The 20,347-nt window shown below is 64.6% G+C and carries 16 protein-coding genes; 9 read left to right on the top strand and 7 right to left on the bottom strand.

Going from position 1 to position 20,347, the window contains the following annotated elements:
• Positions 1-25: 25 nt before the first annotated feature.
• A complete protein-coding gene (locus ACP7BV_RS17655; protein ID WP_426105669.1) occupies positions 26-652 on the bottom strand; it encodes a glutathione S-transferase in 627 nt (208 codons plus the stop codon).
• Positions 653-842: 190 nt separating this feature from the next.
• Between ACP7BV_RS17655 and ACP7BV_RS17650 the strand changes: the two genes are divergently transcribed.
• Positions 843-2,303, top strand: a complete 1,461-nt coding sequence (locus ACP7BV_RS17650; protein ID WP_426105668.1) for a PLP-dependent aminotransferase family protein — start codon at positions 843-845, stop codon at positions 2,301-2,303.
• Here the strand turns inward: ACP7BV_RS17650 and ACP7BV_RS17645 are convergent.
• The gene (locus ACP7BV_RS17645) at positions 2,300-5,437 is read right to left on the bottom strand and encodes a diguanylate cyclase domain-containing protein (protein WP_426105666.1); all 3,138 of its coding nucleotides are present in this window, start codon (positions 5,435-5,437) and stop codon (positions 2,300-2,302) included. The genes ACP7BV_RS17650 and ACP7BV_RS17645 overlap by 4 nt on opposite strands.
• Before the next feature lie 160 nt (positions 5,438-5,597).
• Here ACP7BV_RS17645 and ACP7BV_RS17640 point away from each other — a divergent pair, with 160 nt between their 5' ends.
• Positions 5,598-5,912 carry a hypothetical protein gene (locus tag ACP7BV_RS17640; protein WP_426105665.1) on the top strand — a complete coding sequence of 105 codons (315 nt, stop codon included), beginning with the start codon at positions 5,598-5,600 and terminating at the stop codon, positions 5,910-5,912.
• Between the two features lie 8 nt (positions 5,913-5,920).
• On the opposite strand, the gene ACP7BV_RS17635 is transcribed toward ACP7BV_RS17640, so the two are convergent.
• The 3 genes from ACP7BV_RS17635 to ACP7BV_RS17625 all read right to left on the bottom strand — a co-directional run bounded on the left by ACP7BV_RS17635 (position 5,921) and on the right by ACP7BV_RS17625 (position 8,049).
• A complete protein-coding gene (locus tag ACP7BV_RS17635) occupies positions 5,921-6,634 on the bottom strand; it encodes a hypothetical protein (RefSeq protein WP_426105663.1) in 714 nt (237 codons plus the stop codon).
• Between the two features lie 4 nt (positions 6,635-6,638).
• Positions 6,639-7,700: an AI-2E family transporter gene (locus ACP7BV_RS17630; protein ID WP_426105662.1), complete on the bottom strand. Its 1,062-nt coding sequence runs from the start codon at positions 7,698-7,700 to the stop codon at positions 6,639-6,641.
• 145 nt (positions 7,701-7,845) lie between these two features.
• Positions 7,846-8,049, bottom strand: a complete 204-nt coding sequence (locus ACP7BV_RS17625; RefSeq protein ID WP_426105661.1) for a cold-shock protein — start codon at positions 8,047-8,049, stop codon at positions 7,846-7,848.
• A 373-nt stretch (positions 8,050-8,422) separates the two neighbouring features.
• On the opposite strand from ACP7BV_RS17625, the gene ACP7BV_RS17620 reads away from it, so the two are divergent.
• A complete protein-coding gene (locus ACP7BV_RS17620) occupies positions 8,423-9,256 on the top strand; it encodes a PEP-CTERM sorting domain-containing protein (protein WP_426105660.1) in 834 nt (277 codons plus the stop codon).
• Between the two features lie 12 nt (positions 9,257-9,268).
• On the opposite strand, the gene ACP7BV_RS17615 is transcribed toward ACP7BV_RS17620, so the two are convergent.
• Positions 9,269-10,411 (bottom strand): sensor histidine kinase, encoded by a 1,143-nt coding sequence (locus ACP7BV_RS17615; RefSeq protein ID WP_426105658.1) that lies wholly within the window; start codon positions 10,409-10,411, stop codon positions 9,269-9,271.
• A 264-nt stretch (positions 10,412-10,675) separates the two neighbouring features.
• Between ACP7BV_RS17615 and ACP7BV_RS17610 the strand changes: the two genes are divergently transcribed.
• Positions 10,676-12,028, top strand: coding sequence for a glucoamylase family protein (locus ACP7BV_RS17610; RefSeq protein WP_426105657.1), 1,353 nt, complete (start codon positions 10,676-10,678; stop codon positions 12,026-12,028).
• A 23-nt stretch (positions 12,029-12,051) separates the two neighbouring features.
• Here ACP7BV_RS17610 and ACP7BV_RS17605 read toward each other — a convergent pair whose 3' ends face one another.
• Positions 12,052-12,981, bottom strand: a complete 930-nt coding sequence (locus tag ACP7BV_RS17605; protein WP_426105656.1) for a DnaJ C-terminal domain-containing protein — start codon at positions 12,979-12,981, stop codon at positions 12,052-12,054.
• A 269-nt stretch (positions 12,982-13,250) separates the two neighbouring features.
• Here ACP7BV_RS17605 and ACP7BV_RS17600 point away from each other — a divergent pair, with 269 nt between their 5' ends.
• The 5 genes from ACP7BV_RS17600 to ACP7BV_RS17580 all read left to right on the top strand — a co-directional run bounded on the left by ACP7BV_RS17600 (position 13,251) and on the right by ACP7BV_RS17580 (position 20,277).
• Positions 13,251-14,819 (top strand): L,D-transpeptidase family protein, encoded by a 1,569-nt coding sequence (locus ACP7BV_RS17600; RefSeq protein ID WP_426105655.1) that lies wholly within the window; start codon positions 13,251-13,253, stop codon positions 14,817-14,819.
• Complete coding sequence (locus ACP7BV_RS17595) at positions 14,806-15,390, top strand: hypothetical protein (protein WP_426105654.1); 585 nt, start codon at positions 14,806-14,808, stop codon at positions 15,388-15,390. Before ACP7BV_RS17600 ends, ACP7BV_RS17595 begins: the two co-directional genes overlap by 14 nt.
• 42 nt (positions 15,391-15,432) lie before the next feature.
• On the top strand, positions 15,433-16,638 hold the full coding sequence (locus ACP7BV_RS17590) for an acetate/propionate family kinase (protein ID WP_426105653.1): 1,206 nt from the start codon (positions 15,433-15,435) through the stop codon (positions 16,636-16,638).
• A complete protein-coding gene (locus tag ACP7BV_RS17585) occupies positions 16,635-18,986 on the top strand; it encodes a phosphoketolase family protein (RefSeq protein WP_426105651.1) in 2,352 nt (783 codons plus the stop codon). Before ACP7BV_RS17590 ends, ACP7BV_RS17585 begins: the two co-directional genes overlap by 4 nt.
• Before the next feature lie 157 nt (positions 18,987-19,143).
• Positions 19,144-20,277 carry a sensor histidine kinase gene (locus tag ACP7BV_RS17580; RefSeq protein WP_426105649.1) on the top strand — a complete coding sequence of 378 codons (1,134 nt, stop codon included), beginning with the start codon at positions 19,144-19,146 and terminating at the stop codon, positions 20,275-20,277.
• The last annotated feature ends 70 nt before the right edge of the window (positions 20,278-20,347 follow it).

The following is a 20,347-nucleotide window of genomic DNA, read 5'->3' as shown; positions in this document are numbered from 1 at the left end:
CTGCTCGTTTAACAAGCGGCTCGTTTCATAGGCCTGCAACCCCCGGCCCGGCCGACGGATACTTTAAAAACGGCGCTGTCTGCTCGAGGCGTTCGCTCAGTCGCGCGAGGCCCGGGTAGTGGGCGGCGGGCAGCAGCGGCGCCAGCATGGTCCGCGTAAAATCCCACACTACGGCGGCAGTGATGGCGGCCTGCTTTGCCGGGTCGTCAAACACGGCCGGCCGGCGCTGCACTTGCTGCTCCAGCGCGCCGAATGCGGCCAGCATCTGGCCGGTGATACGTTCCACCCACGGTTCATACTGGGCTTGCGCCGGGCGCAGGCTGCGTTCATAGACGATCTGCGCGCCTTTTTCGCAACCAGCCAGCGCCAGGCTGACGGCGCCAAACTCCTGCTGCAGGTCACGCGGATTGGCGGACCAGAGCGAGCGGCCCGCGCCCGCCTCGACGAACTGCAAGATGAGCGACGAATCCATGACCATGCCGCCATCGTCGCACACCAGCGTGGGCGCCTTGACGACCGGATTGATGGCCTGGAACTGCGCAAAGGTGCTGAACACGGAGACCGATTCGTGCTCGAACGCGACGCCGAGCAGGTCCAGGGAAATTGCAACGCGCCGCACATAGGGCGAGTCGAGCATACCGATTAAGCGCATGGCGGCCTTCGTGATGAAAAAGACCACTTTACCTCAATTGGCCGCGCGCCGCCGATGCGCTCCCCATGTCGCAAGATGGCGGCGCGAGCTGGCCCACGGATAGAGCCAACTAGTGCGCATTTTTTAGAACCACCGGCCGCCGCGAAAACGCGCTACACTCGCCCCCTCCAGCCATTCGACGAACTCCCACATGGATTACAAGGTCCTGTTGACCAGTTTCGAGCACACCCAGAACATGCACGCCTGGCCGCGCCAGCGCATCATCCACGCTTGCCTGCGCGCGGCGATTGTCAACGGCAGCCTGGCCGCCGGCACGCGCCTGCTGGCCAGCCGCGCCCTGGCCACCGATCTGGGCATCGCGCGCAATACCGTGCTCTATGCGTACGACCAGTTGGCGACCGAAGGACTGATCCTGGCCACCCCGCGCGGCACCGTCGTCGCGCCGCTGGCGCTGCCCAAGACACGCAGCAGCGCCGCTGCGCCGGCCAGTGGCGCCATCGCGCGCCGCATGCAGGGTGTGCGCGCCCTGCCCGCATCGGGAGCCGAAGTGGGTGCTTTTGCGCCGGGCGTGCCGGCGCTGGCCGCCTTTCCCGTGCCCTTGTGGCGCCGCACGCTCGAACGCGCCTGGCGCGGCGTGGGCGAGCATGAACTGAACTACGCCGACGTGGCGGGCGAACTGTCGCTGCGCGAGGAAATCAGCGCCTACCTCGGCGCCTCGCGCGCGGTGCGCTGCGACGCCGGCCAGGTGTTTATCACCAACGGCACCCAGTCCAGCCTGGAAATATGCGCCGCCACGTTTGCCGACGCCGGCGCCACGGCGTGGATCGAGAACCCGGGCTACGTAGGCGCGCTGGGGGCGTTTCGCGCCGCGCAGCTGCGCACCATCGGCATCGCGGTGGACGCGGGCGGCATCGCGCCGACCGCGCACGACTGGCAGCAGTACAAGCCCAAACTGATCTACACCACGCCCTCGCACCAGTATCCCACCGGGACGGTGCTCGACATGCCGCGCCGGCTGGCCTTGCTCCAGCAGGCCAAGGCGGCCGGCGCCCTGATCATCGAGGATGACTACGACAGCGAATTTCGCTACGAGGGCCCGCCTTTGCCCGCAATGCAGGGCTTGACGCCGGACGCACCGGTGATTTACCTGGGCACCTTCAGCAAGACCATGTTCCCGGCCCTTCGCACCGGTTTCATGGTGGTGCCGGCGAACCTGGCGGCGCCGCTGCGCGCGGTGCTGGCGCGCATGGCGCCGCACGGGCGCGTGGCCGACCAGCTGGCCCTGGCCGACTTCATGCGCAGCGGCCAGTTCGGCATGCACCTGCGCCGCATGCGCAGGCTGTACCTGGGCCGGCGCGACCTGCTGCTCGCCGCGCTGGCGCGCCACGCGGGCGAGGCGGTCTCGGTGCATGGCAGCTCGGCCGGGATCCATCTGTCGCTGCAGTTCAACGATGCGGCGCTGGTGGACGCCGATGTCACCGCCGCCGCGCTGGAACAGGGCATCGTCGCGCGCGCCTTGAGCGCGCATGCCACCGGCCTGCGCCAGCATGGCTGGAATGGCCTGGTGCTTGGGTATTCGCAGGTGGACGAAGCTGCCATGGATGAACGCGTCAAGATGCTGGTGCGGGTGATGCGCGCCAGCCGGCGCTAGCGGATTACGTCAGGCACGTCAGGCAACTCGGTCTCGCCGGTCGCCAGGTTCAATAGCGCCCGGCTGCGCCCCTCGCGCTTGGCCCGGTACAGCGCGTCGTCGGCCAGCCGGATCAGCATTTCAGGGCCATTGCCCGCATCGGGAATGAGCGAGCCGATGCCGATGCTGACGGTGACGATCCCGTACGACGACCCGGCATGCACCAGCCCCAGCGCGGCAATGCGCTCGCACACCATGTGCGCAATCGCGGTCGCGTCCGCGCCGTCAGTGGCAGGCGTAAGCAGCGCGAATTCTTCGCCGCCGTAGCGCGCCGCCACGTCGCCGGGACGGCGCGCGTGCGCGGCGATCACGTCGGCGATCGCGCGCAGGCACTGGTCGCCGGCCTGGTGGCCATACGCATCGTTGTACAACTTGAAATGGTCAACGTCGAGCATCGCCAGCGCCACCGGCGTGCCGCTGCGACAAGCGCGCGCCCATTCGTCGGCAAGGGCGGCGTCGAAGCCGCGCCGGTTGGTCAGGCCCGTCAAGCCGTCGGTCAGCGACAGCGCCGCCAGCTTGGCGTTGCTCTCGGCCAGTTCGGCCGTACGCGCCGCAATGACCGACTCAAGCTTGCGCTTGTACCCCGTCAGCGCGCGCACCCGAATCCGGTAGGCCAGCGCCAGCGCCGCGACGGCCAGCGCGCCGCCAAGCAGGCGGAACCACCAGGTTTTCCAGAACGGCGGCAACACCGTCACCACCAGGCTGGCGGCCTCCTCGCTCCACACGCCGCGCTCATTGGCCGCCTTGACCTTGAACACATAGTTTCCCGGATCGAGATTGGTATAGGTTGCACTGCGGTGCGATGCGTCGGCGCCCACCCAGTTGCGGTCGAACCCTTCAAGCTTGTACAAGAACGTGCTCTTGCCGGGATTTCTGTATTGCAGGGCCGCAAATCCAATGGAAAACACCGATTGCTCGGCCGTGAGCACCAGCTTGCGCGGTGCGGTGACCGGCCCGCTCAATTGCACCCCGGCCGGGCGCGGCGCCAGCGTCAGCGAGCGGTTAAAGACGCTCACGTCGGTAATCGACACGCCCGGCGCGCTTTCGTCCACCTGCACCGCGTCGCTCTGCACCACGATCACGCCGCTGCCGCCGGCAAAATACAGCTTGCCGTCCGCTCCGGCATAGCCCGCGCCGACCCGGTAGCTGTCCAGCAAACCATCGGCGGCGCCATACTTGCTGGCCCGGCCGGTGGCGGGATCGAGCCGGATCAGCGCCGACAAGGTGGTCAGCCAGAGATGGCCGCGCACATCGCTCTGGACCGAAAACACCTTGTCGCCCCCGGCCGCCGGGTAAGCCTTGAAACTGATCTTGCCGTCGGCGGCGGTGACGATTTCATTAAGGCCCTGCGCGGTGCCGGCCCAGAGGCGCCCGGCGCCATCCTCGTGCAGCGCGGTGATGAAGTTCGAGGCCATGCTGGCGCGGTCGGCATCGTCATGCAAAAAATGGCGGAACACGCCGCTGCGCAGCTCGAGCATGTCGAGCCCGTCGGCATACTCCGAACCCATCCAGACGCGGCCTTGCCTGTCTTCCAGTACGCAGTTAGCGCGCAGCATGGTGCGCCCTTTGGGATTGTTCTTCTCGGCCGCGTAAATGCGATGCTCGCCGCTGGCCGGGTCGTAATGGATAACGCTGGCGTTGGTGGTGATCCACAGCTTGCCGCCAGAGCCGGGCCTGATCGCGGTAATCGAATTGTTCGTATTTGGAAAGGGAATGGCGGAGAAGCTGCCGCTGGCCGGGTCGAACCGGTTCAGGCCGGCCACGGTGCCGGCCCACAGTGGGCCATCGCTCTGCTGGTACAAGCTGACCACGGTATCGGAACCGAGCGCGCCCGGTCGGCCCGCTTCGGCCCGCAGATACTGGTCAACCTTGCCGGTCTCCGGGTCCAGCAAGGCCAGGCCGTTCAGCCCGCCCAGCCAGATGCGCCCGTTCGGCGCGGGGGCGATGGCCACCGTGGTGTTGTTGGGTTGGCGGGTACCGAAAGGCAATTCAGGCGGGATGATGCGCGCAAAGCCCTTGCTGGCGGGGTTGGCCACCATCACGCCGGCGTTGTACGAACCGACCCACAAGATGCCCGAGCGGTCTTGCATGACCGACTGGAAGCTGAGCGTGGGCAGCGAATACGGATCGTTGGGCCGGTAGCCGTAGTTGAGCGGCTCGTCGGCCGTGGCCGACCAGCGCAGCACGCCGTCGTTCATGGTGGCGGCCCACATGCCGCCGTCGCGCGCGGGATAAAAATTGTTGATCCTGACGTCGGGCGACGGCATGCGCATGCGCGTGTCCCAGGCGCTGCCGTCGCGCCAGCGGTAGGCGCCGCGCCGGGTGCCGATCCACAGGCGGTTATGGGCATCCATCTGCAAGGCCTCGACCTTGTCGACGACGCTGTCCGGTTTTTCCGGCGAGTCGACCCGGAAGTGCTGGAAGCTGGCGCCGCCGGGGGCCAGGTAGTCCAGCCCGCTCGGATACAGGGCGATCCACAGGCCAAGACGCGCGTCCAAGGCCAGCGCCTCGACGCTGTCGGAGCGAATCGCATCAGGCGCGCCAGGCTTGGGCAGGTACAGCGTGAACTTGCCCGTTGCGCTGTCGAAGTGCTGCAAGCCGCCCCAGGTGCCCAGCCACATGCCGCCCTTGCCGTCCGATATGATCTTGCGGATGACCTGGTGCTTGCCGGCCGCGTTTGAGGACACGAAGCGGGTAAAGTCGCTCGTCTCGGGATTGAAGCGCGCCAGTCCATGGGTGGTGCCGGCCCAGATGCTGCCGGCCTTGTCTTCGAACAGCGTATTGACGCGCTCGCCAGGCAAGCTTTTGTCGTCCTTGGGGTCATTCAGGAACTTGACCACCTCGCCGCCGTCGTACCGGTACAGGCCGCCGTTGAGCGCGCCCAGCCAGATGAAACCCTGGCGGTCTTGCAGCATGGAGACGATCGACGGATCGTCGGTGACGAGGTTGGGCGGACGGGTAAAGCGCATGTGGTTGGCCGACTGCGCCGCAGCGGAGCCGGCAGCAGCGCCTGCAATGGCGCACAGCAGCAGCGCCACGATGTGCCGCCCGAGCGGTGCCGATCTTGCAGAGCGAAAGTAGGTCAAGAGTTCCATTGGGCTTCATTCAATGCGACTGAAACCATTCTATCGGATCGCGCCGGTTGCTCCCAATAAAGTTTCCGCACGTTTGTCCAGCGCAACTTCACACGGAACGCATGGTGCGTTCCTATTTCGCTGCTATCTTTAGCGCAATCCATCTACCAGGAGCAAGATCATGAACAGCACGAGCGGCAACGACCAGCGAACACTCGGCAGCAACCTGTTGCGCCTACTGGCAGGCACGGCGGCGGTTTTGATGCTGCCCCTGGTGGCCATGCAGTTCAGCAGCGAGGTGAACTGGAGCTTGTCCGATTTTTCGGTGATGGCAGCGCTGCTCGCCGGCAGCGGCCTGATATATGTCGCCGTCGCGCGCCAGCTACGCAGCGCCGGGCAGCGCGCGCTCGTTGGCGCCGGCCTGGTCCTGGCCGTGCTGCTGGTCTGGGTGGCGCTTGCGGTAGGCGTATTCGGCACGCCGTTCGCCGTTTCCTGAACTGCCGGTTACGCGTCCGGCCGGCGAGCGATCAAGTGCCGGAACGTCGGTTCGATCTGCATTGCATGCAAATGATTGACGATCTCTTCCAGAGTTGCATCTTTCAGCAGCAAGCCGTGAGGCGTTGCCGCGCGCGTTTGCGCCGGCGGCGCACCACGGGCAGGCTGCAGCAAAGCCATGGCGTGCATAAATTGCGGCTCGCTGATGCACGCCAGGTGTTCCAGCAGCGCAGTTTGCCCGGCCAACGGCGGCGCCATTTCCAGGCCCGCTTCATCGGCGAACGAGGCGCCCAGACCAGGGTTGATAAACGCCGCCCACCTTCCGCTGCCTTGATGCAGGCAAGGCGGCAGCGCCACCGGCCGGCTGATGGCGTCAGGGGGCACGGGCAAGTCTGGAAAATACTTTTCGCGCAGCAGCGTCACGAATTGCCGCGCCACGCCGAGGGGAATCGGCGCTGCCAGCGACAGCCACAGGCGAAAGCCGTGTTCGCCCGAGATACTCACCGCCGGCGCCGGCAGATCGAGTTTGCCTTGCAAACCATTGGCCACCAGGCATAACAGGCGCCAATGGGCGTCGTCCTCGCCCGGCAGCTTGTCAAAGTCAATGACGATGGCGCGGGTATGCCCGTCATGGGTCAGCAGGACGGGGCCGGCGGCTTGGTCTGCCGGCAAACTGCCCTCAAGCAGGTACAGCCGCCTCAATTGCGCACGCAGTTTCAGCATGGCATCAACCCTGGACCTGGTCGTTATGCTGGATGGAAAACAAGTCCCACAGCGCAATGAACAGTGCGGCCACCACAGGCCCGACCACGAAACCGGTCAGCCCGAAAATGGCCATGCCGCCGATGGTCGAAATGAGCACCAGATAATCGGGCATCTTGATGTCCTTGCCCACCAGAATGGGACGCAGCACATTGTCGACCATGCCGATCACCAGCACGCCGAAGGCGGTCAGGATCACCGCTTTCCAGATCGCGCCCGTGACCAGAAAATACAGCGCCACCGGGGCCCAGATGATGGCCGCGCCAACGGCCGGCAGCAGCGAGAGGAAAGCCATAACGACCGCCCACAGCAGCGGCCCCTGCACGCCCAGCCCCCAGAACGCGAGGCCGCCCAGGCCGCCCTGCGCGGCCGCGACCAGAAAATTGCCTTTGACCGTAGCCCGGATCACGGTGGTGAACTTGTCGAACAAATGTTTTTTGTGCACCGTACTGAGCGGAATGGCGCGCTGGATGCGCGCGGCCAGCGCAGGGCCGTCCATGAGCAGAAAAAACAGCAGATACAGCATCACAAAAAAACTGACGATGAAGTCAAACGCATTCAAGCTGAAGTTGAGCACGTTGGTGGCGATGAATTTGCTGCCTTGCACTGCGGCCTGCGATAGCTTGGCTTGCAGCGTGCTGATGCTGTCCAGTCCAAAACGGGCCATCAAATCGTGCATCCACGTCGGCAGCGCGGTAAAGAGATTTTGCAGGCTGACGCGGACGTCGATTTCGCCCGACTCGAGCTTGTTGTACAGGACCGTGCCTTCGCTGGCCAGGTTCACGGCAATCAGTATCATCGGCAAAATTACCAGGAACAGGCAGATGCCCAGCGTGGTCAGCGCCGCCAGCACGGGCTTTTTGTCCAGCTTGCGCTGCACCCAGCGGTGGAATGGCGAGAACATGATCGCCAGGACCGTCCCCCAGAAAATGGCGCCCAGAAACGGCGTCAGTATCCAGAAAAACGCGAGCGTGACGAGAACGAGCAGCAGAACGAGGGTTTTGGCCTGTAAATCTGAATTGTTCATGGATGAAAACGCAAAGTGAGGATCATGGCAGCATACGCTATTGCAAGGTCTTGTTCTGCAAGCTGTTGGCTGGCCAAACGGCGCCACGGAAAGACGGGCGAAAAAAAAGCCTCCACAGAGGCTTGATTTAGTCCTGCGCGCAAAATTACTGCGGCTGGATGTTCGATGCTTGCTTGCCCTTAGGACCCGCGGTTACTTCGAACGTGACGCGCTGGTTCTCGGCCAGCGATTTGAAACCGGCGGAATTGATTGCCGAGAAGTGCGCGAACAAGTCTTCGCCACCATCGTCCGGCGTGATGAAACCGAAACCTTTTGCGTCATTAAACCACTTCACGATACCTGATGCCATGATGTCTATCTCCAAAATAATAAAGTGTGGCGCCAACTATGCGCATCGTGGACCGATGCACAAGCGACCAACTGCCGTGATTATAAGTCTACATTGCCAGCCTGAGTCGCACGCACTTCACAAAAACCGGTTTATTTGCAATTTTTGTCGGTGTTTTGCTGCGCCGACGGCCTGCAACGCCTCGAAACACGCCATTGCGCGCTCCGTTCGCGTGCGCGGGCCGATATTGACGCACATGCCGATGGCGTCGACGGCGCCGCCGACTACCTGAACGAGCGCGGAACTATTTCCATATAGAACTCTCTATTACCTCAAGTTGCGCTAAGATGCGCGGTTGGGCAGCGCTTGCCGATACACTACGGAGACCGATTCCATGAAATTTTTTGTCTTGAAGAGCCTGGCGCTTGCCGCCGCCCTCGCCGGCCAGGCCAATGCAGCCGTGATCACCGTGACGCCGGCCGACATAAGCGCCTCGCCCGCGCTCAATGCCTGGTATCTGACCAACCTGCGCGGCACGCAAAACGGCTACACCTCTACCACCGCCGCCGGCATCACCGCCAGCGCGCCGCGCAGCGGCAACGGGTCGGTCGCGATGAGCCTGACCGATGGCAGCGGCAAGGCAGACTTTGCCTACTACTGGGGCTTTGTCGGCGGTCGCACGCTGGGCACGCTGGACGCGCTGAGCTACGACTGGTACCGCAACAGCGGTGCCGGCGCACCCGCTCACCTGCAGCCGGCCTTGCGCCTGGCTTACGACACCGATGGCGACAGCCGCACCACAACCGACCGCGGCTACCTGGTGTGGGAGCAGGTCTACAACGGTGGCGGCATGGCCACCGGCCAATGGAACAGCAGCAATATCGTGGACGGCAATTTTTGGCAGCGCCAAACCAGTCCGGGAAACACGGTCGAAGATTACAGCACCACGCTGGCCGAATGGATGAACGGTCCGCGTCCGGCCGGTCCGGCCGACCAGCTGAGCGCGGCGACGGCGATCACCGGCATTGAATTTGGCATCGGTTCAGGCTGGAACGGCAGCTTTGGCGGCTTTGTCGACAATGTCGGCTTCGGCTTCGGCAACCAGAAAACGGTGTTTAATTTTGAGACGGCCCCCGCCGCCGCCGCCGTGCCCGAGCCAGGGAGCACCCTGCTGTTTGCCCTGGGCCTGGCCGGCTTTGGCGCCACGCGCCTGCGCCGACGAAGCTAACCGCGCCAGCGCTTAAGCGTTGCCGGTCAGGCGCGCATGGGCCGATGCTGCCGGCACGGCGTTGGCCGGAATGCGCAAGGTGAAAGTGGTGCCGTGCGATGGGGTGGAAGTTACCCGGATCTTGCCGCCGTGCGCGGTGGCGATTTCATGCGTGATGTACAGGCCCAGGCCGAGATTGTGAGTCTGGCTCGCGCTGCGTTCGCTCGCTGACTTGATCGAAAACGTCTTTACCGGGTCGAACATCGTCCTTAGCCGGGCTGGTGCGATCACCGCTCCCGCGTTCTGGACGACCCAGACAACATCGCTTTGCTCGCGGCTGATCGTGATCCATACCGGCTCCGTGGCCGCGCCGTGCTGTACGGCGTTGGCGACCAGATTAGAGAGTGCTTGGGCGATGCGCGCGCGATCCCAATGCACATGCAAGTCGCCATGCATGGCAAGTTCGAACATCCGTCCGGGATGGAAAATCCTCATTTCATCGACCACGGTTTCGCATTCAACCCGAAAATCCATAGGCGCAGCCGTGACGGGAATGCCGCCGCCCAGGTGGCTGGTGGAAAAATCAAGCAGGTCAGCGACGATTTCGGAGACGCGCTGCGCGCTTTTGAGAACCTGGGATGCGACGCGCTGGTGCTTTTGGGGCAGGGCCTCATCTTGCATGATGAGCTGGGTTCCCATGCTGATGGCGCCCAGCGGGTTGCGTACATCATGGCCCAGAATGGATAGAAAAATATGCTGCGAATCGCGCAACATGGCTGAATACCTGGCGATCGCCTCCGTCAACGATTGATCGATCGCTTCATTAAAGCGCAGCATGTCCTGCAAGTCGAGCTCATCGGCCTTTTGCATTTTTTCTTGCCAGAGGCGCAAAACGCTGGCGCGCACGGCGCGGTATTCGGCCATTAACTGTTCGATCGAGAACCCGGACAGCAAGCGATCTTCGGCGTGGGACTGGGCCGCTGTTTCGGCTTCGTCAGCAGGAGCAAGTCCCTGCGATTTTTCGATTCCCACCTGCGTCGCCTGCGCCGTATCGAGGTCGATGCAGATGACTTTCAACATCTCTTTCGCATGGTCGCGCAACTCTGCCTTGCTGGCCGACGTCACCGGATACAAGGTTTCAGCGAAGTCTTCCCACTCTTGCAGAATAACTTCCATGTTTTTCAGGATAAATTTTGACAGCCGCATAAAACCCCAAGGAATCCAGTAACGTGACGCTGCCAGTGCTTGCGCGATCAAACGTCACTCTGCGCTCAGTTTACACTGTTGCAACCGAAAAATCGCGTTCGGTCTTGGTAGTGCGGAAAAAGAAACCAAGAGTATAAAAAAACACCGTCCGTTCAGTAGCGCACCGTCTCGTCGCGTTTCGTTTAGGCTAGTATGCAACGCTGTGACGATGCTCCACCAACGCCAAAATCCACCATGCCCACGCATCAGCACGACGTCCCCGCGCGCCTGATTGACGTCCCTGCGCTCATGCAGTCCGACGAAGCGGAACTCGATTTCCTGCAGCGCGGCTCGTTCGCTTACTTTATCGACCAGACCAACCCGGCCAACGGCCTGGTGCGCGACAAAAACGTTCCCGGCTGGCCTGCCAGCATCGCCGCCGTTGGCATGGCGTTGCTGGCCTATCCGGTCGCGGTCGAGCGTGCACTCATCGGGCGCGAAGCAGCGCTGCGCGTTGTGCTGACCACGCTGCGCTTTTTCTGGAACAGCCCGCAAGGACCGCAGGCCGACGCCACCGGCCACCACGGCTTTTACTATCACTTCCTGGACATGGAAAGCGGGCGCCGCGCGGGTACGTGCGAACTGTCGACCATCGACAGCGCATTCCTGCTGGCCGGCGCGCTGGGCGCGGCGTGCTATTTCAATCGGCCCGACGCAGACGAGCAGGAACTTTGCACGCTGGCCGACGCACTGTACCGGCGCGCCGACTGGCAGTGGGCGCAAAACAGGGGCGACACCGTCACGATGGGCTGGAAGAGCGGCCGCGGCTTTCTCAAGCACCGCTGGACCGGCTACAACGAAGCGCTGCTGCTGTATATCCTGGGCCTGGGTTCACCCACCTTCCCGCTGCCTTCTGCCAGCTACCAGGCATGGTGCGCGTTCTACCATTGGGACCACTGCTACGGCGTGCCCTACCTGCAGTCCGGGTCGCTGTTCACGCACCAGCTCTCGCATGTCTGGATTGACTTTCGGGGCATCGATGACCAGTTCATGCGCGCTCACGGCATCGATTACTTTGAAAACAGCCGCCGCGCCACGCTGGTCCAGCAACGCTACGCGATCGACAATCCGCAGCGCTTGATCGGCTACGGCCAAACCTGCTGGGGCATTACCGCCAGCGACGGGCCCGGCCCGGCGACCCGGGTCATCGATGGCGTCAAGCGCCGGTTCTTCGACTATGTCGCGCGCGGCGTGCCGCACGGCCCGGATGACGGGACCATCGCGCCATGGGCGGTGATCGCCGCGCTCCCCTTCGCCCCCGAAATCGTGTTGCCGACCATCGCGCAGTTCGCGCGCACGCCGGCGCTGCATTGCCGCTATGGCTATAAAACCACGTTCAACGCGACCTTCCGCAGCAAAGCCATGCCGCACGGCTGGGTGTCGCCCTGGCACTTCGGCATCGACCAGGGGCCGGTCTTGCTGATGATTGAAAACTACCGCAGCGGCCTGCCCTGGCGCCTGATGCGCGCTTGTCCCTACATCGGTTCAGGCTTGCGGCGCGCCGGCTTTCGCGGCGGCTGGCTTGACGCCGCGCCTGGCATGCCTTAGCTGCACAGTGACTTGTCCGCGCCTCATGCGGCGCGCGCGCGCGGCTGAAAGTCCGATGCATCGGCCAATTGCCGGTACAGGGCGCGCTCGGCGTCGCTCACGACCGTTGGCACCTTGATCACGATCACGGCATGCAGCGCACCGGCGCTGCCGTCGGCGGCGCGCAAGCCGCGCCCGGCCAGGCGCAATTGCTGCCCGCCGCTGGAGCCGGCTTTTACGTTCAGCTCCACCGGACCGTCGAGCGTGGGGACCCGGATTGCGGCGCCCAGTACCGCTTCCCACGGCGCCAGCGCCAGATCCATGTACAGATCGCGCCCGCTGACGCGGTACAGCGGGTGCGGCTCCACCGCCAAGACCACATACAAATCACCGGCCGGGCCGCCGTGCTGGCCGGGACCGCCCTTGCCCGCCAGGCGCAGTCGCTGCCCATCGGCCGCGCCGGGCGGCACCGAAATGCGAAACGTGCGGCTGACGCGGCGCGGTGCGCCTTGCGCATCGACTTCGGGCAGGTTGGCGCGCACTTCAATTTCACCGGCGCCATGGATCTGCTCAAGCGAGACAGTGGCGGTGATGTCGATATCCTGCCCGCGCGCGGCAGACGGCCTGCGCCGCGCGCCGCCTCTGCCGGCGCGGCCAAAGTCGGCAAACAGGTCGCCCAGATCGAGGTCGTCAAAGCCGGCTCCGTTCGGATTCCTGTTGCGTTGCCAGCCGGGCGGGGGCGACATGCCGGCGCCCGCTGGCGCTTTGCCGAACTGGTCATAGGCTGCGCGCTTTTCCGGGTCCTTGAGCACGGCATATGCCTCGCCGATCTCCTGGAATTTCTCCTTGCCTAAAGCATCCTTGGACACATCCGGGTGGAACTGGCGGGCCAGCTTGCGATACGCCTGCTTGATGTCGTCGGCGCTGGCGGTGCGCTCAACGCCCATGGTCTGGTAATAATCCTTGAATTTCACGTGGTTCCTGATGAAGCGAGGGCATTAAAAAGGGCCAGTCTACGAACACAGCAGTGACATAACGTTGATGCGCATCAAAATTGACCTAGTGCACCTAGAGTAGCCGATTCCGCGCGTTTTGATGTGGATCAACGATTTATAGGACCTCGCCACCTAGCATGGCTATTTGCCGATTCCGTCGGCGCCAGCCTGATCGCCACCCTGGAGCACCACATGATTTCTCCCATTTTCTTTGCCCCGACGGGTCTGGCCGCGCGCCCTTGGACTGCATGAGCCGCCCATTTACCCTGCGCCTGGCGGCGGCCGTCGCGCTGCTTGCACTAGCCCTGCCCTGCGCCTTGGCCGCGCCCCGGGGCACGCCCGCCGTCGATGCCGCGCTGTTGCTGCCCCGCCTGTACAACGGCGAGCAGCCGGCGCTGTTGTGGAGCGCCAGCGGCCAGGCCGCTCTGGCGCTGGACTTGCTGCGCACGGCGAGCGAGCATGGCCTGGACGGCGCCTACTACGACGTCGATGCGCTGGCCGCCCGCTATGCGTCGCGCAACCCGGCCGACGCCGACGCTTTTGACCACGCGCTCAGCCAGGCCATGCTGCAATTCATCTCCGACCTGCATGGCGGACGCGTCAAGCCGGATGTGCGGGTACCCACACCGCCGGCGGGGGCAGCGCGCTTCGACGCTGTCGCGTACTTGCGCCAGGCGCTGGCAGAACAGCGCCTGAGCGAAGCGGTCAGTGCCGCAGCGTCCGCCTTGCCGCAGTACAAGCGCATCCAGGCCACGCTGCAGCAGTACCGCACCCTGGCCGCGCAGGCCGGGCAAACCGGCGCCTGGTCGCCGCCGGCCTTGCCCGCCAACGGCAAGCTGGTCGCGAGATCGCGCTACCCGGGCCTGGGCTTGCTACGCCAGCGCCTGCAGTTGCTGGGCGACCTGGACGGGAGCGATGCGGCCACTGAACCCGACCGCTACAGCGACGATCTGGCCACCGCCATCAAGCACTTCCAGGCCCGCCACGGCCTGGATGAAACGGGGCAGCCGGGCCGCGACACCATCGCAGCGCTCAAGGTGCCGCTCAGCCATCGCGTGCGCCAGCTCGCGCTCACGCTCGAACGGATGCGCTGGCTGCCGCCGCTGCGCCCGGGCCGCGTCATCGTCGTCAACGTCGCCGCTTACCGCCTGTGGGCGTTCGACACCAGCGCCGCCGACATTGGCGAGCCGCTCGAGATGCGCGTGATCGTGGGCAAGGCCGCGCGCACCCAGACGCCGCTATTCATCGGGCAGATGAGCTACCTTGAATTCAATCCCTACTGGAACGTACCGCGCAGTATAGCCGTGGCCGAAATTGCACCCAAGCTAGCGCGCAATCCGGGCTACCTCAGGCAAAACAACATGGAACTGGTTGCCCCCAACGGGCAGGTGCAGGGCGGCGCCTCGGCGGCCGCGCTGCGCAGCGGCGCCGTGCGCGTGCGCCAGCGCCCGGGCCCGCAAAATGCCCTGGGCGCCGTCAAGTTCGCCATGCCCAACACGATGAACATTTACCTGCACTCCACGTCGGCCCAGGAATTGTTCGGCAAGGTGCGGCGCGACTTGAGCCACGGCTGCATCCGGGTCGAGCGTCCGGCCGAGCTGGCCGCCTTCGTGCTGGCCGACCAGGCCCAGTGGTCGCCTGCGGCCATCGCGACGGCCATGGCGCCCGGCCCCAACCGCACCGTGCGTTTGGGCCAGACCATTCCGGTGGTGCTGTTTTATGCCACCGCGGCCACCGACCGTAGCGGACGCGCCCTGTTCGCCAACGATATCTACCAGCGCGACGACAAGTTGGCGCAGGCGCTTGGGGCGCCTTGAGATGCATGGCGCGCACCCGACCGAGACGCTGGAATTGCGCGTGCGCGAACTGCGCCAGCTGTTCAATTCGCTCGACCCGACGCCTTTTCTCAACAAGGACCTCGACCGCGCATGCGAAGTATTCATCGAAAACTGGGCCCTGTCGCTGCCGCATGACAGATGCCTGCACCTGACCATCCATGTCGAGCAGTTGCCGGAAACCGGCGACGCCCGGGAACTGGTGGCGGGCGCCGTCCACAACCATTACGCCTATAAGATTGAGCTGGTGCGCGGCGAACTGCGGCAACTGCTGCGCCTGGGCCGCCTGAGCCTGGCCGTGGGCCTGGTGTTCGTCATCGCCTGCCTGCTGCTGGCCGAGGCGCTGGCCAGCGTTCTTCCCGGCCAGAGCGCGAGAATTGCCCATGAAAGCTTGACCATCATCGGCTGGGTGGCCATGTGGCGCCCGGTGCAAATTTTTTTGTACGACTGGTGGCCCCTGAAGGGGCGCATCAGGGTGTTCGAGAACCTGCGCCAGGCGCGCGTGAGCGTGGTGCAAGCCAACACCGCGCGATCGGACCATCCCATCATGTAACGCAACTAGCGCAACTAGCGCAACTAGCGCAACGGAGACTATATGGCCAGCACCGCATCGCATTACCTCGCCATCAACGCGGGTTCATCCAGCATCAAATTTGCCCTGTACCGCGCCGAGCCGGCGCTGCACCTGGTGTTTGCCGGCAGCATCGACGGCATCGGCGGCAAGCAGGCTTGCTTGCGCGTACAGGGTGACCCGGCCGACACCGTCACGCGCCACTTCCCGATTCCCGAACGCGTCACCGCCGTCAACGTCCTGCTCGACTGGCTGGGCGAACGGATCGCGCCAGGCAGCCTGCGCGCCGTCGCCCACCGCATCGTGCATGGCGCAGCGCACAGCAGCACCCGGGAAATCGACGCGGCCCTGCTGGGCCAATTGCATGACGCCGTGCGCGACGAGCCCGAACACTTGCCGCAAGAAGTACACCTGATCGAAACGCTGCGCCGGCGCTTTCCCGACGCCACCCACGTCGCCTGCTTCGACAGCAGCTTTCACGCCTGCATGCCGGCGGCGGCCAGCACGCTCGCCATCCCGCACCGGTTCAGCGCGGCCGGGGTGCGCCGCCACGGCTACCACGGCTTGTCGTGTGCATGGATGATGCGCGAACTGGCGCGCCTGGACGGGCCGGACGCGGCCAACGGCAAGCTCATCCTGGCGCACCTGGGCGGGGGCGCGAGCGTCACCGCGGTCGAACATGGCGCCAGTTGCGACACCACCATGGGCTTGACGCCGGCCGGCGGCATCCCGATGGGCACGCGCTCCGGCGACATCGATCCCGGCCTGGCGCGCCATTGCATGCGCCAAGAACCAATGAGCGAAGCCCAGTTCCACCACATGCTCAACCATGAATCGGGCTTGCTCGGGGTCTCGGGCCGCAGCGCCGACCTGCAAGTGCTGCTGGAACACCAGGGCCTTGAGACCGGCTGCGCCGACGCGGTCGAACTATTCGTCTACCAGACGCGCAAGGCCATTTGCGCGATGGCCGGCGCGCTCGACGGCGTCGCCACGCTGGTCTTTGCCGGCGGCGTGGGCGAACACAGCGCCGAAGTGCGCGCGCGCATTTGCGCACGCCTCCACCACTTGGGGATCGTGCTCGACCCGGACCACAACAATGCCCACCGCCCCGTCATTTCAGGCGGCCAGAGCCAGGTGCTGGTGCGCGTCATGCGCACCGACGAACAATGGATGCTGGCCGAGGAAGCACGCCTGCTGCTGGCAGCGCCACATCAAGGGAGCACGGCATGACTGACACCACCTCCGACGCAACGCTGCAAGCCATGGATGGCTGGTGGCGCGCCGCCAACTACCTGTCGGTGGGCCAGATTTACCTGCTGGCCAACCCGCTGCTGCGCGAGCCGCTTCGGCCCGAACACATCAAGCCGCGCTTGCTGGGGCACTGGGGAACCACGCCCGGTTTGAACTTCATTTATGTGCACCTGAACCGCGCCATTTGCCGGCACGACCTGTCGGTGCTGTATGTCGCCGGTCCGGGCCACGGCGGGCCCGGCATGGTCGCCAACGCCTACCTGGACGGCACTTACAGCGAAGTCTATCCAGGCATTGCGCAAGACGGCGCCGGCATGCAGCGACTGTTTCGCCAGTTCTCGTTCCCCGGCGGGATTCCCAGCCACGTGGCGCCAGACACGCCAGGCTCGATCCACGAAGGCGGCGAACTCGGTTACGCGCTCTCGCACGCCTACGGCGCCGCGTTCGACAACCCGGACTTGATCGTCGCCTGCGTGATCGGCGACGGTGAAGCGGAAACCGGCCCCATGGCCACCAGCTGGCACTCGAACAAATTTCTCAACCCGGTGCACGACGGCGCCGTGCTGCCGATCCTGCACCTGAACGGCTACAAGATCGCCAGCCCCACCATCCTGGCGCGCATCCCGCGCGACGAACTGGCCGCCCTGATGACCGGTTACGGCTACGAGCCGTTCTTCGTGGAAGGGGACGATCCGGCTACCATGCACCGCCTGATGGCCGACACGCTCGACACCGTCACCGCGCGCATCCACGCCATCCAGCAGGCGGCGCGCACGGACGGTTTTAGCGGACGGCCTCGCTGGCCGATGATCGTGCTGCGCTCGCCCAAGGGCTGGACCGGCCCGCTTGAGATTGACGGCAAGCCGAGCGCCGGCACCTTCCGCGCGCACCAGGTGCCGATGGGGCAGATGGACAAACCGGGGCACCTGGAGATCCTGGCGCAATGGATGGCAAGCTACCGGCCCGAGACGCTGTTTGACGAAGCAGGCCGCCTGCTGCCCGCGCTGCGCGCCTTGGCCCCGGCCGGCGCGCGCCGCATGAGCGCAACCCCCCACGCCAACGGCGGCAAACTGCTGCGCGACCTGACCATGCCGGACCTGCGCGCGCACGCCGTTGCCGTGCCAGCGCCGGGCATGACGGTGGCCGAATCGACGCGCGTGCAAGGGAAATTCCTGCGCGAGGTGATGCGCCTGAACCTGCACAACTTCCGGCTCCTCAGTCCGGACGAAGCGGCCTCGAACCGCTGGGACGCGGTGTTTGAGGTCAGCGCGCGCTGCTTTACCGGCGCCATCATCGACGGCGACGAGCACCTCGCGCCCGATGGCCGGGTGATGGAAATGCTCAGCGAACACCAGTGCGAAGGCTGGCTGGAGGGCTACCTGCTCAGCGGGCGGCATGGCATGTTTTCGTGCTACGAAGCGTTCATCCACATCATCGACGCGATGTTCAACCAGCATGCGAAGTGGCTCAAGGCGGCCGGCGAGATTGCCTGGCGCGCGCCGGTCGCCTCGCTCAACTACCTGCTCTCGTCGCACGTCTGGCGCCAGGACCACAACGGTTCGAGCCACCAGGACCCCGGCTTCATCGACCATGTGCTCAACAAGAAAGCGCACATCGTGCGCGTGTATTTGCCGCCGGACGCGAATACGCTCTTGGCCGTCACCGACCATTGCCTGCGCAGCCGCAACCGCATCAACGTGATTGTCGCCGGCAAGCAGCCCGAAGCGCAGTGGCTGGACATCGAGGCGGCCATCGCCCACTGCAACGCCGGCGCGGGCGTGTGGGAATGGGCCAGCAACGACTGCGACGACAACGCGCACGCCGTGCTCGCCTGCGCCGGCGACGTGCCCACGCTCGAAGCGCTGGCCGCCGTGCAACTGCTGCGCGCGCACTTTCCCGAACTGAAGCTGCGCTTCGTGAACGTCGTCGACCTGATGACGCTGCAACCGCCGCACGCCCATCCGCACGGCCTGGACGAGCGGGCATTCAACGACCTGTTTACGGTCGACAAACCGGTCGTGTTCGCCTATCACGGCTACCCCGCACTGATCCACCGTCTCACTTACCGGCGCGCCAACCACGACAACTTCCACGTACACGGTTTCCAGGAAGAAGGCACGACCACGACGCCATTCGACATGGTGGTGCTCAATCGGGTCGACCGTTTCCGCCTGTACGCCGCCGTGGTCGAACACACGCCGCTGCTGGCGCCGTTTAAAGCGCAGGCGCGCCTGTTTGTCGAGGAACAATTGGCCGCCCACCGCAGTCATATCACCGTGCACGGCATCGACATGCCGGCGATTCTGAACTGGCAGTGGCAAGGCTGACGCGGCCGCGCGCATTGACCGTCATCTGGTATTCGCCTTATTGCCACTAACTGTATGTTTTACAACAGGAAATGTCGTGCTAGACTTATTTATCGTTTAGATTGCTACGCATTTCTGCGGTATGGCTCAACAATGGGCTTGAGCAAAGGAGGCCCGCATGATGCACGATTTCCTGTCCAACAACCGCGAAGAGCTGGCGCAGCGCTGCCGGGTCAAGGTTGGCCAGCGGGTTGGCCGCTCGGCCAGCGAAACCCAGCTCAGGGATGGCATTCCCATGTTCCTGGACCAGCTGATCCGTACTTTGCAGATCGAGCAAACGCAGCGCCCGCTTGACAGCCGCCGCGTCTCCGGCCCGGCCGGCGGCGGCACAGCCTTGTCGGAGGTCAGCGTGTCGGCTGCCCAGCATGGAAAGGACTTGCTGGAGCTTGGACTCACGGTCGACCAGGTCGTGCACGACTACGGCGACCTGTGCCAGGCCATCACCGACCTGGCCGTGGAGCGCGGCGTGCCGTTCCATGTCGACGAATTTCGTACGCTCAACCGCTGCCTGGACAACGCCATCTGCGACGCTGTCACCGAGTTCAGCTTTCAGCGTGACGCCCTTGCTGCCCAGGCCCATGCCTTGGAGTCCGGCAAAAAAATGGGATTTTTCGCGCATGAAGTCAGAAACTTGCTCGGCACCGCATCGCTCGCGTTTGCCGCCGCCAGGGCTGGCCAGCTAGGCCTTGCAGGGGCGACCGGATCGATCCTCGAACGCAGTCTGAGCAGCCTTGAAAAATTGATTGCAAGTTCGCTGGAAGAAGTGCGCACCGATTACCAGGACCATCTCGCCCTGGGCGCGTTTTCGCTTGCGAACTTTATCGCCGAACTCCACGCGGCCGCGTCGCTGTCGGCGTCTGCCAGCGGGTGCACCTTGCGCTCGCAGCAAGTTGATGCCGACCTGGCCCTGGGCGGGGCGCGCGATGTGCTGTTCGCTGCCGTGGCGAACCTGCTGCAAAATGCCTTCAAGTTCACCAAACCCGGTTCCGAAGTGCAGCTGACAGCCTATGCGTCGGGCGAGCACATCCATATTGATGTGGCGGACCATTGCGGCGGCCTGGCTCCCGGCGAGGCCGAGACCATGTTCCTGCCCTTTTCCCAATCCGGCACAGACCGCACCGGCGTCGGCCTAGGGCTGACGATCGCCAAGCAGGGCATTGCCGCCAACGGCGGCGAGCTGAGCGTGCGCAATGTGCCGCAGCAAGGCTGCGTTTTTACCATCAGCCTGCCGCGCCATACATTGCCGACCTAGTGTAGTGCGTCATAAATAATAAGACTTATTATATATATGCATGTATCCTTGTCATATGGAGGGGAAATCA

Source organism: Massilia sp. TSP1-1-2 (assembly GCF_049896185.1).
Classification (GTDB): domain Bacteria; phylum Pseudomonadota; class Gammaproteobacteria; order Burkholderiales; family Burkholderiaceae_D; genus Telluria_A.
This window is presented reverse-complemented; position numbering and strand designations above follow the sequence as displayed.

Bases quoted from the DNA above. Each gene is read 5' to 3' on its own strand.
- ACP7BV_RS17650 (WP_426105668.1), top strand. From the start codon at position 843: ATGGATTACAAGGTCCTGTTGACCAGTTTCGAGCACACCCAGAACATG.
- ACP7BV_RS17630 (WP_426105662.1), bottom strand. From the start codon at position 7,700: ATGAACAATTCAGATTTACAGGCCAAAACCCTCGTTCTGCTGCTCGTT.
- ACP7BV_RS17580 (WP_426105649.1), top strand. From the start codon at position 19,144: ATGATGCACGATTTCCTGTCCAACAACCGCGAAGAGCTGGCGCAGCGC.
- ACP7BV_RS17610 (WP_426105657.1), top strand. From the start codon at position 10,676: ATGCCCACGCATCAGCACGACGTCCCCGCGCGCCTGATTGACGTCCCT.
- ACP7BV_RS17620 (WP_426105660.1), top strand. From the start codon at position 8,423: ATGAAATTTTTTGTCTTGAAGAGCCTGGCGCTTGCCGCCGCCCTCGCC.
- ACP7BV_RS17590 (WP_426105653.1), top strand. From the start codon at position 15,433: ATGGCCAGCACCGCATCGCATTACCTCGCCATCAACGCGGGTTCATCC.
- ACP7BV_RS17625 (WP_426105661.1), bottom strand. From the start codon at position 8,049: ATGGCATCAGGTATCGTGAAGTGGTTTAATGACGCAAAAGGTTTCGGT.
- ACP7BV_RS17600 (WP_426105655.1), top strand. From the start codon at position 13,251: ATGAGCCGCCCATTTACCCTGCGCCTGGCGGCGGCCGTCGCGCTGCTT.
- ACP7BV_RS17655 (WP_426105669.1), bottom strand. From the start codon at position 652: ATGCGCTTAATCGGTATGCTCGACTCGCCCTATGTGCGGCGCGTTGCA.
- ACP7BV_RS17615 (WP_426105658.1), bottom strand. From the start codon at position 10,411: ATGGAAGTTATTCTGCAAGAGTGGGAAGACTTCGCTGAAACCTTGTAT.
- ACP7BV_RS17640 (WP_426105665.1), top strand. From the start codon at position 5,598: ATGAACAGCACGAGCGGCAACGACCAGCGAACACTCGGCAGCAACCTG.
- ACP7BV_RS17645 (WP_426105666.1), bottom strand. From the start codon at position 5,437: ATGGAACTCTTGACCTACTTTCGCTCTGCAAGATCGGCACCGCTCGGG.
- ACP7BV_RS17635 (WP_426105663.1), bottom strand. From the start codon at position 6,634: ATGCTGAAACTGCGTGCGCAATTGAGGCGGCTGTACCTGCTTGAGGGC.
- ACP7BV_RS17585 (WP_426105651.1), top strand. From the start codon at position 16,635: ATGACTGACACCACCTCCGACGCAACGCTGCAAGCCATGGATGGCTGG.